This window comes from Desulforapulum autotrophicum HRM2, assembly GCF_000020365.1.
GTDB lineage: Bacteria > Desulfobacterota > Desulfobacteria > Desulfobacterales > Desulfobacteraceae > Desulforapulum > Desulforapulum autotrophicum.
Map to the genome: position 1 here is coordinate 2,428,646 of NC_012108.1, position 12,991 is coordinate 2,441,636.

The window sequence follows — 12,991 nt, forward strand, 5'->3', positions numbered from 1 at the left end:
GACCGATTCACCGATTTTAAGGTAAGGTGGCAGCCAGGTCCAAGGCCCTGTAATTGATTTGACTGCACTGTGGAGGAGAATTTAAGGTAGATGATATTAATCAGAAATGGAGCGCTTTTTGCCCCGGAGTCCCTGGGGAAAAAGGATCTGCTTATTGGCGGCAATCAAATCATTGCCATTGAAGAGACCATTGATCCCAAAAGGGTGCCAGGGGAAATAAGGGTCATTGATGCCCTTGGCATGGTGGTCGTGCCGGGATTTATTGACGGGCACCAGCATTTTACCGGGGGCGGGGGAGAAGGGGGCTTTCATACCCGGACTCCTGAAATGCAGCTCTCCATGAACATTGCCAATGGCGTGACAACGGCCGTGGGGCTTTTGGGAACAGACAGTCTGACCCGAACGGTGGAGAGTCTCTACGCCAAGACCCGGGCGTTCAATGCCGAAGGTATGACCGCCTATATGCTTACGGGTTCCTATTGGCTGCCGTCCCCCACTGTGTGTGGAACAGTTGGCCGGGATCTGGTCTACCTTGACCCTGTCATCGGAGTGAAACTTGCCATGGCCGACCAGCGGGGACCCCATTTTGATGCCCATGACCTTGCCCGCCTTGCCTCGGATGTGAGGGTTGCGGCCCTTGTGGCGGACAAGCCCGGGATAATCACTGTCCATGTAGGCGTTAACCCGGATGCACTGGATTTAATTTTTGAGGTGGTTGAACACCATGCTGTCCGGCCGGACATCTTCATTCCCACCCACATTAACCGGAAAAACAGCAAGGCCACGGACCAGGCCCTTGCCCTTGCTGAACGAGGGACGGTGATTGACGCCACCTGTATGGCAACCATCCCCGTGGACGACCCTGAAAATCAATCGTCGGAAAAACTTTGTGCAGCTGATTTTTCCGTGATTGCCGATGAACACCGTCTGTTTGATCAGGTGACTTTCAGCTCGGATGCCGGGGGCTCTCTGCCCATATGGAACAAGGATAGAAGTCGGATTCTTGGAATGGGTATCGGTACGCCTGAATCGTTGCTGGTTGAACTCAGACACCTTGTAAAAACAAGGGGCATGGCACTTGAAAGGGCCCTGAAACCCTTGACCACAACCCCAGCCAGGATCTATGGCCTGACCGGGAAAAAAGGAGCCATACAGGTGAATGCCCATGCTGACATCCTTGTCCTTGATCCAGATGACCTTGGGATCCGGGATGTTGTTGCAAAGGGCCAGATTATGATGAACAACGGTAAGCTTGAAAAAAAAGGGTATTTTGAATAATTTGACATCCCGTTCCCAGGACGAGAAATCCCCAGGGGATCGTTCCCCTGGACTGGCCACGGCCTTGAATGAAGATGAGATTCTCTCAGTTCAGGATCTGAGCCTGAGTTTTCCAACCTACGAGGGATTCATCCAGGTGCTCCACAAGGTTTCTTTTTCCGTAAAAAAGGGAGAAACCCTTGCCATTGTGGGAGAATCAGGATCCGGCAAGACGGTTACCATGCGAAGGGTCATGCATCTGTTAAGCAATGTCAGAACCGATTCCGGTAAGATTATGTTACGGAAAAGGGATAACAGTGTCCAGGATATTACCCTCCTTTCCAAGGGCGAGGCCAGAAAGATCAGGGGGTTTGACATGTCCATGATCTTCCAGGAGCCCATGACTTCCCTTAATCCGCTGTTTACCATTGGCAATCAGCTTTCCGAAGCCCTTCTTACCCACCAGGAGTTTCCCAGACAAGAGGTGCAAAAAAGGGTGGTTGATCTTCTGGAGCTTGTGCGGATACCCGACGCCAGACGACGATTCAGCGAGTACCCCCACCAGATGTCAGGGGGGATGCGCCAGCGGGTGATGACGGCCATGGCCCTGGCCTGTAATCCCCAGCTTTTAATTGCAGATGAACCCACAACGGCCCTTGATGTGACCATCCAGGCACAGATATTGGCACTTATCCGCTCTCTCCAGGAAAAATTTCAGATGTCGGTGATTTTCATCACCCATGACATGGGTGTTGTGGCCGAACTTGCCGACCGGGTGGTGGTCATGTACAAGGGCAGGGTGGTCGAAGAAAATGACGTGTTTTCCATATTTGCAAGACCGGCCCACCCATACACCCGGGCGCTGTTAAAGGCGGTTCCCACCCTTGGCTGCATGCGGGGAAGGAAAAACCCGGCGACCCTGCCCGTACTTGAGATGGAAAAGGAGTTGAACCGGGCCAAGGGAGAGCCCCTGCCCCGGGAAGAGGAAATCGACACGGCAGACCATACCGCCGATCCCATTCTTGAGGTGAACAACCTGTTCACACGCTTTGTGTCAAAAAAGAATTTTTTTGGCAAAACCACCCACCTGGTCCATGCCGTTGAAGATGTGAGCTTTAAAATCTATCCCGGTGAAACCCTGGGCATCGTGGGGGAATCAGGCTGCGGCAAGTCAACCACGGGGTATGCCCTCTTAAAACTGGTTCCGGCCACGGGTGAGGTGCTGTTTCAGAAAAGAAATGTCATGGCGATTTCCAACCAGGAGATGCAGGCGTTGCGCCAGGATATCCAGTTTATTTTCCAGGATCCGTTTGCCTCGTTAAACCCCAGGCAGACCATTGGCACCTCCATTGGCGAACCCATGGTGATCCATGGTATCGGTGACAAACGATCCCGGCAGGCCCGGGTGGGAAAACTGCTTGAGCGGGTGGGGATTCCGGCCCACCATGCAAGCCTTTACCCCCATGAGTTTTCAGGGGGCCAGCGCCAGCGAATTGCCATTGCCAGGGCCCTTTCCACAAAACCCAAGGTGATCATTGCCGACGAGGCGGTGTCGGCCCTGGATGTTTCCATCCAGGCCGTTGTTCTCAACCTCATGCTCAGACTCCAAAAGGAGATGAACCTGTCCTATATGTTCATCTCCCATGACATGGCCGTGATCGAACGGGTGAGCCACCGGGTGGCGGTGATGTACCTTGGCCAGATCGTTGAGATGGGCACCCGGCAGCATATTTTTGAGGACCCCAGGCACCCCTATACCCGGAAACTGTTGTCTGCCATCCCCATTGCAGATCCAATGAAAAGAACGGATTTTGGTATGCTCACCGGAGAAATTCCTTCTCCCGTGAGAAAGATTAGTGAACCGCCCCGGAAAATAATGTTAAATGAAGTAACACCAGGTCATTTTGTTGCAGACCTGGTGTCAACCCTGTAAATAGAATCAATTAAACTGACAAACCAAAAAGGAGATACTGAATGAAAAAGACATTTTTCACCCTGCTTGCGTTATTATTGCTTGCAGCCCCGAGCTTTGCCGAAACCCGGGACATTATTTACGCATCTGAGTCCACGGTTAAATCCCTTGACCCCCATGACACCTCAGATACCTATTCTGGAGCCATTGAGCGGGCCATCTGCCAGGGACTTATGGGCTTTGACAAAAACCTTAACATTGTTCCCCTGCTGGCTGAGAGCTACACCTTTAACGAGGCTGCCACCCAGTTTACCTTTAAGCTCAGAAAGGGCATTAAGTTCCATGACGGGGCGGACTTTAACGCCCATGCGGTAAAGGTTAATATTGAGCGCATGATGACTGGTAAATACAAACGCTCAAGCCTGATGAAACCCGTGGAATCCCTTATGGTCCTTGACGACTACACCGTGCAGTTCAACCTTAAAGAACCCTTTGGCGCCTTTGTTAACGCCATTGCCCACCCCGGATCCCTGATCCTGAGCCCTAAAGCCCTTGAAACATACGGGGACGAGGTGAGCAAGCATCCCGTTGGCACGGGGCCTTTTATCTTTGACCAGTGGGTGTCAGGCAACTTTGTAACGATCAAGAAAAATCCAGATTACTGGCGGGGAGATGTCAAGGTGGATACCATCACCTTTCGACCCATCCCTGAAAGCGGTTCCAGGCTTGCCATGCTCAGGGCCGGCCAGGCCCACTATATTTATCCCATGCCTGCAGAACTGTTGAAGATTGCCGAACGTGATGCCAATATTGACATCATTAAACAGCCTTCGATTATTGCCCGTTACCTGATCATGAACACCCAGTTTAAACCCTTTGCTGATATCAGGGTTCGCCAGGCCGTCAATTACGCCCTTGACAAGGAGGCCATCATTAAGATCGCCTGGGGCGGTGCAGCCTCTGAGGCCGATTCCATCATTCCCCCCAACCTCCAGTTTTATAAAAAACAGGCTGTCTGGCCCCATGATCTTGAAAAGGCAAAGGCCCTCATGAAAGAGGCAGGGTATGAGAACGGGTTTGAGGTGGTCTTTTTAACACCCAACGCCTCCAACCGCTTAAGGGCAACTGAGATGGCCCAGCAGCAGCTCAAGAAGATCGGCATCACTGGCAGTCTCCAGTCCATGGATGTGGCAAGTTTTTACAACAAGCTTGAGGGATACAGGGTGGACGATGCCAAGCCGCTTCCTTTCATCGCCTTTGGCGGATGGTCTGCCTCCACCGGGGATGCAGACTGGGGCACAAGGCCCTTGATCTCAACCGAAGCCTTTCCTCCGGCCATGTCAAATTTTGGTTTCTTTTCCGACAAAAAAGTGGATGGTTTCATCACGGCAGGGCTTGCCTCGGCCAATCCCGACATAAGAAAAAAAGCCTATGCAGACCTCCAGGATTATGTGTGGGACAAGGCTCCCTGGGGATATCTGTTTGTTGATACCATGGTGGCGGCCAAGTCCAAAAAGCTCAAAGGGATCTATCCCATGCCCGACGGTGCTTTCTCCGTTGAAGAGGCAGAACTTGTTGACTAACCAGCATGGCCGGAGCGAAGTATGGCTCCGGCCTCAACGAAGATAGAAATTCGATAGCATAGGCGGGCGGGAACGGGTATTGCCCGCAGCGGATTAAACGGCAGCGGTCAGCATGGACGCTGAAGGAGCTGCCGTTTCCCTCGGAGCAGCCCAGGACGGGCTGCGAAAATGAGCGGAGGGTACTCCCCGTTTCCGTCTGCCGGCCCGAGAAGAGTTTCATCTAAAAAAGCAGAGTTCATGTTAAAATATTTTTTCAAACGATGTATGGCCATCCTTCCGGTGCTGTTTGTGGTTTCTGTGCTGGCCTTTGCCTTTGTGCATCTGCTGCCCGGGGATCCTGCCCGGATGATGGCCGGAGATGATGCGGACGAGGCCACCATTGAGATGCTCCGAACAGAGCTGGGCCTCGACCGGCCTTTGCCCGTGCAATATCTGACCTATATGGGCAAGCTTGTCAGGGGGGATCTTGGCATCAGCCTTCGAACCAACCTGACCGTGTTTGACGAGTTAAAGCTTCGATACCTGCCGACCATGTACCTTGCCTTTGCCGGCATGGCATGGTCGGTGGTCATTGGCATCTTCTTTGGCGCTGTTGCCGCCATCTACAGCGGTAAGTGGCAGGATTACACGGCCATGATGGTTTCGGTGTCGGGCATTTCCGTGCCTCAGTTCTGGCTGGGGCTTCTGGCTATCCAGCTGTTTTCCGTTCACCTGGGGTGGCTGCCCGTGGCAGGGTATACCGGTAAATTTTCCGAATTGATCCTGCCCTCGTTTACCCTTGGGGCCACGGTTGCCGCCATCATGGCACGGTTTACCCTGTCTGCCTTTCTTGATGTGCTTGGCGAAGAGTACATTTCAACGGCCAGGGCCAAGGGTGTGACTGAAACCCTTGTCATGTGGAAGCACGCATTCAGAAACGCCCTGATTCCGGTCATTACCATGGTCGGTCTTCAGTTTGGTTTTCTCCTTGGCGGATCGGTTGTGGTCGAGACGGTGTTTGCCTGGCCAGGGCTCGGGCGGTACATGATCGAGGCCGTAGCCGTCAGGGACTATCCCGTGCTCCAGGCCCTGCTGCTGCTCTATTCGTTTCATTTTGTCTTTATCAACCTTGTTGTGGACATGGTCTATGCCCTTATCAACCCGGAAATCCGGTATGAGTAAAAGAATTTTATGACTGAAAAAATAACCCCCTTTGCCATTTTCTGGCACAAGTTCAAACGGCGGTACACAGCCATGGTGGCAGGTGTCTTTATCGTGCTCCTGGTGCTGGCGGCTGTATTTGCCCCGGTGGTTGCACCCCATGACCCTTTTCTGACCGATTACAGCCTTTCCATGATGCCGCCAAGTCTGTCCCATCCAGCAGGAACTGACCTCTATGGCCGTGATATTTTAAGCCGGATCATCTACGGATCACGGATATCCCTTGCCGTGGGCTTCACCTCCGTTTTTGTGGGTGCCCTTGTGGGGGTGACTCTGGGGCTGGTGTCCGGATTCTTCGGCGGCTTTCTCGACGGGTTGATCATGCGGACCTCGGACGTTCTGTTTGCCTTTCCCGGCATTTTGCTGGCCATTGCCATTGTGGCAATCCTGGGGCCGGGACTGGTCAATGTTGTTGTAGCCGTGTCCGTGTTTTCAATGCCCACCTTTGCACGCATTGTACGGGGCAGTACCCTGGCATTGAAAGAGAGTCTCTATGTAAGGGCGGCCAAAAGTGTGGGTGCCTCCAAACGACGGATCATGTTTGTCCATATCCTGCCCGGCACCCTGAGCGGCGTGATCATCTATTTTACCATGCGCATCGGGACCTCCATCATCACGGCGGCAAGCCTGAGCTTCCTGGGTCTTGGAGCCCAGCCCCCAACGCCTGAATGGGGGGCCATGCTGGCCGAAAGCCGTGACTATATAGGTGTGGCCGACCACATGACCATTTTTCCGGGCATTGCCATCTTTCTGACGGTTCTGTTTTTCAACCTGTTCGGCGATGGGTTACGGGCTGCCCTGGACCCTAAAACCAAGTAGACCCATTCCTTATAATTTAAATGGTGAATTTTTTATGAAACCCATGATCGGCATGGTTGCCAATACTTATTTAAACCGGTTTAAAATGCCGGCATCCACCGTTCCCCTGGCTTATACCAGCGCCATAGAAAAGGCTGGAGGCATCCCCCTTGTGCTGCCGTTTACAAGGGATGTTGAGGCCATTTCAGACCTGGTCCATCTCTGCCGTGGCTTTGTGCTGCCCGGCGGCAGTGATGTGGATCCCGGGCTCTACGGCCAGGCCCCGTCACCCCGACTCGGAGAGACGGACCGGCCCCTGGACGATTTTCAACTTTCGGTTTTCAGGGCGGCCATGGCCCTTGAACGACCCATCCTCGGAATCTGCAGGGGGAGCCAGGTCATCAACGTGGCCCTTGGGGGGACGCTCTTCCAGGATATTCCCACTCGGTTTCCCGATTCAACCCTCCGCCACATGCAGAAGGTCATCACCTTTGATACCGACCACTGGGTGAACCTTGAGGCGGGCTCCAGGCTCCACGATCTTTTGGGGGGGCGCATCCGGGTCAATTCCCGTCACCACCAGGCGATCGACACCCCTGGAAGGGATCTTGTGGTGACGGCACGGGCCCCCGACGGCGTGGTTGAGGCGGCCGAACACACAAGGCTTCCCATCGACCTTGTCCAGTGGCATCCGGAACTGATGATGCAGAAAAATAATGACATGCTGGGTCTGTTTGAATCCCTTGTGGATCGCTGCAAACCTTGAAAGCGGATCCCTGCCCGGGGTTGGGCAGGGGTAAACCGGAATAATCAAATTGCTTAGGCAGGTAAGAATGAAAACAGTATATTTTAATGGAAGTTTCATGGACAAGGAAGCGGTGTCTATCTCACCGGACGACCGTGGTTTTTTGTTTGCAGACGGACTTTATGAGGTGATCAGAAGCTACCAGGGGGTCCTTTTCAGACCGAAAGATCACATTGCCCGTCTCAGCCATGGAGCAAGGCATTTAAAGCTTTCACGGACTGATTTCTCTGAGTTTGTGCAAATTGCCCAGGTGTTGCTTGAAAAAAATGGACTTTTGTCCGGTGACGCCACTGTCTATTTCCAGGTGACACGGGGCGAGGCGACCCGTTCCCATGCCTTTCCCCTCAATACTCCTGAGCCCACAGTCTATGCCTTTGCCTCAAAATTTGACGCTTTAAACGGGGAGAAAATCAAGGCCCAGGGCATCAATGCCATCACCGTGGCCGACCAGCGCTGGGCCCGGTGCGACATGAAAACAACCGCTCTTACGGCCAATGTCCTCGCCAACCAGGCCGCCGTTGAACAAAATGCCAAGGAAGCTATTTTCATAAGGGATGGGGTGCTGCTCGAAGGTACCCATTCCAACTTCATGGCAGTGATGGACAATGTTCTGGTAACGGCGCCCCTGTCAAACTATATCCTTGGCGGCATTACCCGGAAAGTGATTGTTGAATTTTGTGAACGGGAGAACATCCCCCTGGAATTCGGACCGATATTTGAAAAGGACGTTCCCAGTGTTCAGGAGATGATGGTGGTGGGAACCACCCTGGAAATAACCCCCATCGTCAAACTCAACCATAGTCCAATTGGGGATGGCAGACCCGGAAGGATTACTAAAAAACTTCAGGCCCTTTTAAAAGGTGAAATTGAACGTTGTCAAACAAACGCCTGATGGACTATATTTTTAGATTTTACGAATTACGCTGACGAGGTGTGAATGCTTTTTCATGTGGCAAAGATGATTTACCGGCTATTGGGATGGAAGATCGACAGGGACAAGGCCCGCAAGCTTTGGCAGTCTAAAAATGTTCTTGTGGGATTTCCCCACACCTCCATGAAGGACACGGTGCTGACCATGGTCGGCATGCACCTTTTACAGAAGCGTTCCTACACCTTTATCAAGAAGGAAGCTTTCTTCTGGCCCCTGTCCTGGTTTTTGAAGCTCAACCATGCCATTCCGGTGACCCGAAGCGCCCCTGGAGGCATTGTTACAAGTATTGTGTCTGAATTCAACCGGAACAAATCTTTCAGCGTCTGTATTGTCCCCCAGGGAACCCGCAGCTCCGGCTCAAAACTGAAGACCGGTTTCTGGCACATTGCCCGCCAGGCAAACGCTTCGGTCCTATGCTGGTATTTTGATACGGCCGGAAAGCATTGCATCTGTGTGGGCAGCTTTCGTCCAAGTGATTCCATGGACGAGGATCTTAAGCGCATGCAGAAACTTTACGACACGGTGGGGTATAAAATTCCACTGGGGGAGTAAGCCCGAAACTGGGCAATGAATCTCACCACGGGACCCAGGCTTAAATTTCCTGGGTACCATGGTGGGATATTTTATTTACAGGGGTGAGATCTCGTCAAAAGCCTTGTTCATGGTTTTAACGGCAAGCCGGATGCAGTGCTGCTTCTGGTCCGGAATTTCGACAAGGCGTCTGAAAATATCCCGGTCAGTTATCTTTCGGGCCTCTTTAATGGTCATACCCTTGATCATCTCCATGGCAACCATGGCGGCAGATATGGCACCCGGGCAGCCCAAAACCTGAATCTTGGCATCCTCAATGATATTATCGGTCATTTTAAGATAGACCTTCATGGTATCGCCGCACTGGCCTGTGAGTTCGCTGATCTGGTTGGCATCGGCAAGGCTTCCCATGTTTGGCTGTTTGATGTAATAATCAATGGCCGTGTCTGAATAACCTGACTCTGAGAGCATTGCCCTGACGTTTTCCTTGGTGTCTGTCGCTGATACGGTTTCCACTTTAATTTTTAGCCTCCCTAGTGTGCGCAGCTTCCGTCTATGGTGTGACCGCTGCATGTCTGGTCAATGGTGAATTCAGAAAGAGCACCAGTTTTAAGAAGGTCCAGGTTGTGTGCGACGGTGCCTTCAACGGCCCGGTGAACCTTTATTTTGGCTGCCGCAAGTTTGTTCAGGGCGCCTTTGCCGATGCCGCCGACAACGATGACGTCCGCTTTTATGTCGCCAAGGGCCTTTAACGGCTGACAGTGTCCGTGGAGATGGTCCTTGTCATGGTTGACCATGACCTCATGTTTACTTGATTCTGTATCCACGAGTACAAAAAAAGGGGCCGATCCAAAATGGCCGTAAACCGCACCGTTAAGTCCAAGTTCACTGTTTGTCGGAAAAACTGCCTTCATTCTAACTCCTTGTTGCATCTGTTGGTCTGCTGCGTTTATCATAACTGTCTGCTTGAAAATAGATGCAAAATAGTGCTGATTTTGGCTGCTGTCAAGTTGCTACTGGGCCTCTTTTTCCTTTGGTGTCGAGAAAAGACAGCTCAGAATGAGCATATCCTCATCATACTCTGTGCTCACCTCATAGGGCAGGGTGTTAAACAGTCTGATCATGCCGCGGTTCTGGGGGGAGGTATAAGCCACAAGACCCTTTATGCCGTTAAGTCGGGCGGCTTCGGCAAGTTTTGTCTGCAGCAGCCTTGCAATGCCTTTACCCTGCCATTCCGTTGATACGGAAAAGGCAATTTCAGCCATGTTTACAACGGGATTCCTCAAATACTCGCCAACGGCAATAACTTTACCGAATCCCACCTCTCCTACGATGGCCACAATGGTCAGATCGTTGATATAATCGATCTCAAATGTCCCTTCGATTTGATCGTGGACAAAGCTTTTCTTTTCATGGAAGAACCGGGAGATTACATCTTTTCGGTTCATGGTGTAGTAGTGCTCCTGGATTCTTCGTTCATCAACGGTTTTTGCTGGCCGGAATGTGACAGGGATGTTGTTGATTTTGACAACCTCTTCAAGCTTGAGGGGGTAGACCCCCCGTATGGATTCCTTGAGTTTTCGGCTGATGTCAATGAAGTCCCGTTTCTTTGCCTGCTCAAACAGATAATCCCTGAAATCGGGGTGGGCAATGCTGATTAGAGCCAGTGCCCTCTCCTGGATGCTTTTGCCAAAGAGGTTTACAATCCCGAATTCAGTTACCACATATTGAACGTCCCCCCTGGGTACGACAACTGCTGTATCCTCAAGGAACGGAACGATCCTGCTCTCCTTGCCCTGGTCTGCTGTAGCTGTCAGCATGAGCACGGATTTGCCGTTGGGAGACATGGCCGTTCCCCTGATAAAGTCAAGCATGCCGTTGACACCGGTAAAGTTGTTGTAGGGAAGTGCATCGGCCGCAACCTGGCCCGTGAGGTCGATGGCCATGGCCGTGTTCATGGAGACCATGTTGCTGTGGCGGGAGATAACCCTGGGATCGTTGACATAGTCTGAGGGGTGAAACTCAATGGCAGGGTTGTCGTCGAGGAAATCGTAAAACGTGGTGGAACCAACGGCGGAACTTGCCACGAGTTTGCCGTCGTTAAACCCCTTGGCCCTGTTGGTAACCACCCCCATGGACACAAGTCGCATGATGCCGTCGGTGAGGTACTGGGTGTGAATGCCAAGATCGTTTTTATCGGCAAGGCATAGAAGGGTCGCATTGATGGTCGCCCCAAGGCTTGTCTGGAGCGTTGAACCGTCCTCAATTACCCGGGAAATGTGGCGGGCAATGGTGTTGGCGGATTCAATTTCAGGCATCTCCTGGATGCTGAGCAGTTCCTCTTCGTGTTCCACAATGTGATCCACATCGTTGACATGGATGAAACTCTGGCCAAGCACCCTGGGCATGCGTGGGTTTACCTGGGCGATTACAAGGTCTGCTGATTCAGCTGCTGCCTTGCTGATGTCAACGGAGATGCCAAGGCTCATCCATCCGAAGTCATCCGGTGGCGATACCTGTATCAGGGCCGCATTAATGGGAAACCGCCGGGTCTTGAACAGTCTAGGAATCTGGGAAAGGTTGATGGGGGTGATGAATCGTGCATTTTTGCTGATCAATTTTGGTTTCGCCGACCCAAGGTAAAACGAACGGATGTTGAACTGCTGGGAGTGGGAGCGGTTTGCAATGAGGGTGATGGGCGTGCTCTCAAGGGAGAGCAACCTTACGATTTCAAGGTCGGTAAACCGTGACGAAAGATTTGATAATTCCTTTACAAGGTGCTGGGGTTCACCGCAGGACGAAGAGATGAAAACCCGCTGCCCAGGACGTATCTTTGAGATGGCATCCTTTGCATCACACAGTTTATCCACATAGCCATCGGCCCAATAAATCGGTTTTGCCATGGTGCCTCCTTGTGTTTTTGATAAGTATACAACAAAACCCTTTAAGGTCAATCAAAACCCATACAAAACACTTGTGTGGCCGGTTAAAAGAGTCTACACTTGTTTTTTAAAAATTTCCATGGGGAAAAGGGACGAGGCATATGCGAATTTTAATTTGCGGCGGTACAGGGCAACTGGGACAGGACTGCACCAGGGTTTTTAATAAAAATCATAGTGTTCAATCTTTTGGGAGCCGTGACCTAGATATCTCCGACCCTGATCTTGTTGAACGAACCATCAGGGAACTTGCGCCCGAGGTGGTTATCAACTGTGCGGCTTACACCAATGTGGACGGCTGTGAAGACAATCGGGACCATGCCTTCCATGTCAATGCCGTTGGTGCTGAAAATCTGGCCCGTTCCTGCCGGACCGTTGACGCCCTCATGGTTCATATCTCAACAGACTACGTGTTTGACGGTAAAAAAGAACCTCCCCTGACCTATGCTGAAACAGATCCCACTGCGCCGCTGAACGTGTATGGTGCATCCAAGCTCGAGGGAGAGAAACGTGTGGCAGCCCTTCTGGAAAAACAGATTATCGTCCGGACCGCCTGGCTCTATGGCGCCCAAGGTAACAATTTTATCAAGACCATATTGAAACTTACCCTTGGTAACCCCGAGAAAACCATCCGGGTCGTGGACGATCAGTTCGGATCTCCCACCTGGACCCTGAGGCTGGCCCTTCAGCTTGAACGTCTTGTTGAGGCAGATGGCCGTGGCATCTTCCATGCAACGGCTGAGGGATATTGCTCCTGGTATGAATTTGCCACTTACTTTTTGAAAAAAATGGATGTAAGTCACAATATCATTGCCTGCACCACACAGGAGTATCCCCTGCCTGCAACCAGGCCTTTCAACTCGATTCTCGACAATGCACGGCTTAAACAGAAAAATATGAATCGTATGACTGGCTGGCGCCATGGGGTGGATCTTTTTGTATCAAGATTTCGACAGGAACTGCTCGATGAGTGCTCTTAATTGTTGGAATAGAGCCTCTTTTTTCGATCTCTTTTATCCATAAAATATAGGGGGG

Annotated in this window: 12 protein-coding genes; 9 read left to right on the forward strand and 3 right to left on the reverse strand. The window is 51.8% G+C overall.

Annotation, left to right across the window (positions count from 1 at the left end; genetic code table 11):
• Positions 1–90 precede the first annotated feature (90 nt).
• From iadA to HRM2_RS10690, 8 genes are all read left to right on the forward strand, one after another.
• Positions 91–1,278 (forward strand): beta-aspartyl-peptidase, encoded by a 1,188-nt coding sequence (gene iadA, locus HRM2_RS10655; RefSeq protein WP_015904021.1) that lies wholly within the window; start codon positions 91–93, stop codon positions 1,276–1,278.
• Positions 1,271–3,190, forward strand: coding sequence for an ABC transporter ATP-binding protein (locus HRM2_RS10660; protein ID WP_202944697.1), 1,920 nt, complete (start codon positions 1,271–1,273; stop codon positions 3,188–3,190). Before iadA ends, HRM2_RS10660 begins: the two co-directional genes overlap by 8 nt.
• A gap of 41 nt (positions 3,191–3,231) precedes the next feature.
• Complete coding sequence (locus HRM2_RS10665) at positions 3,232–4,752, forward strand: glutathione ABC transporter substrate-binding protein (RefSeq protein ID WP_015904023.1); 1,521 nt, start codon at positions 3,232–3,234, stop codon at positions 4,750–4,752.
• Positions 4,753–4,989: 237 nt separating this feature from the next.
• Entirely contained in the window at positions 4,990–5,913 is a 924-nt protein-coding gene (locus tag HRM2_RS10670) for an ABC transporter permease subunit (RefSeq protein ID WP_041273203.1), read from the forward strand.
• Positions 5,914–5,922: 9 nt separating this feature from the next.
• The gene (locus HRM2_RS10675; RefSeq protein ID WP_015904025.1) at positions 5,923–6,771 is read left to right on the forward strand and encodes an ABC transporter permease subunit; all 849 of its coding nucleotides are present in this window, start codon (positions 5,923–5,925) and stop codon (positions 6,769–6,771) included.
• A 34-nt stretch (positions 6,772–6,805) separates the two neighbouring features.
• Positions 6,806–7,516 carry a gamma-glutamyl-gamma-aminobutyrate hydrolase family protein gene (locus HRM2_RS10680; RefSeq protein WP_015904026.1) on the forward strand — a complete coding sequence of 237 codons (711 nt, stop codon included), beginning with the start codon at positions 6,806–6,808 and terminating at the stop codon, positions 7,514–7,516.
• 67 nt (positions 7,517–7,583) lie between these two features.
• A complete protein-coding gene (locus HRM2_RS10685) occupies positions 7,584–8,447 on the forward strand; it encodes an aminotransferase class IV (protein ID WP_015904027.1) in 864 nt (287 codons plus the stop codon).
• 45 nt (positions 8,448–8,492) lie between these two features.
• Positions 8,493–9,038 (forward strand): 1-acyl-sn-glycerol-3-phosphate acyltransferase, encoded by a 546-nt coding sequence (locus HRM2_RS10690; RefSeq protein ID WP_015904028.1) that lies wholly within the window; start codon positions 8,493–8,495, stop codon positions 9,036–9,038.
• 75 nt (positions 9,039–9,113) lie between these two features.
• On the opposite strand, the gene HRM2_RS10695 is transcribed toward HRM2_RS10690, so the two are convergent.
• The 3 genes from HRM2_RS10695 to HRM2_RS10705 form a co-directional block, all read right to left on the reverse strand.
• Complete coding sequence (locus HRM2_RS10695) at positions 9,114–9,533, reverse strand: iron-sulfur cluster assembly scaffold protein (RefSeq protein ID WP_015904029.1); 420 nt, start codon at positions 9,531–9,533, stop codon at positions 9,114–9,116.
• 17 nt (positions 9,534–9,550) lie between these two features.
• Positions 9,551–9,931, reverse strand: a complete 381-nt coding sequence (locus HRM2_RS10700) for a NifB/NifX family molybdenum-iron cluster-binding protein (RefSeq protein WP_015904030.1) — start codon at positions 9,929–9,931, stop codon at positions 9,551–9,553.
• A 99-nt stretch (positions 9,932–10,030) separates the two neighbouring features.
• Positions 10,031–11,920 carry a bifunctional acetyl-CoA hydrolase/transferase family protein/GNAT family N-acetyltransferase gene (locus HRM2_RS10705; RefSeq protein ID WP_015904031.1) on the reverse strand — a complete coding sequence of 630 codons (1,890 nt, stop codon included), beginning with the start codon at positions 11,918–11,920 and terminating at the stop codon, positions 10,031–10,033.
• A gap of 140 nt (positions 11,921–12,060) precedes the next feature.
• Between HRM2_RS10705 and rfbD the strand changes: the two genes are divergently transcribed.
• Positions 12,061–12,936, forward strand: a complete 876-nt coding sequence (gene rfbD, locus HRM2_RS10710) for a dTDP-4-dehydrorhamnose reductase (RefSeq protein WP_015904032.1) — start codon at positions 12,061–12,063, stop codon at positions 12,934–12,936.
• Positions 12,937–12,991 lie beyond the last annotated feature (55 nt).

Excerpts from the sequence above, each read along its gene's own strand:
- iadA (WP_015904021.1), top strand. The coding sequence starts at position 91 with ATGATATTAATCAGAAATGGAGCGCTTTTTGCCCCGGAGTCCCTGGGG.
- HRM2_RS10665 (WP_015904023.1), top strand. The coding sequence starts at position 3,232 with ATGAAAAAGACATTTTTCACCCTGCTTGCGTTATTATTGCTTGCAGCC.
- HRM2_RS10670 (WP_041273203.1), top strand. The coding sequence starts at position 4,990 with ATGTTAAAATATTTTTTCAAACGATGTATGGCCATCCTTCCGGTGCTG.
- HRM2_RS10675 (WP_015904025.1), top strand. The coding sequence starts at position 5,923 with ATGACTGAAAAAATAACCCCCTTTGCCATTTTCTGGCACAAGTTCAAA.
- HRM2_RS10680 (WP_015904026.1), top strand. The coding sequence starts at position 6,806 with ATGAAACCCATGATCGGCATGGTTGCCAATACTTATTTAAACCGGTTT.
- HRM2_RS10685 (WP_015904027.1), top strand. The coding sequence starts at position 7,584 with ATGAAAACAGTATATTTTAATGGAAGTTTCATGGACAAGGAAGCGGTG.
- HRM2_RS10690 (WP_015904028.1), top strand. The coding sequence starts at position 8,493 with ATGCTTTTTCATGTGGCAAAGATGATTTACCGGCTATTGGGATGGAAG.
- HRM2_RS10700 (WP_015904030.1), bottom strand. The coding sequence starts at position 9,931 with ATGAAGGCAGTTTTTCCGACAAACAGTGAACTTGGACTTAACGGTGCG.
- HRM2_RS10705 (WP_015904031.1), bottom strand. The coding sequence starts at position 11,920 with ATGGCAAAACCGATTTATTGGGCCGATGGCTATGTGGATAAACTGTGT.
- rfbD (WP_015904032.1), top strand. The coding sequence starts at position 12,061 with ATGCGAATTTTAATTTGCGGCGGTACAGGGCAACTGGGACAGGACTGC.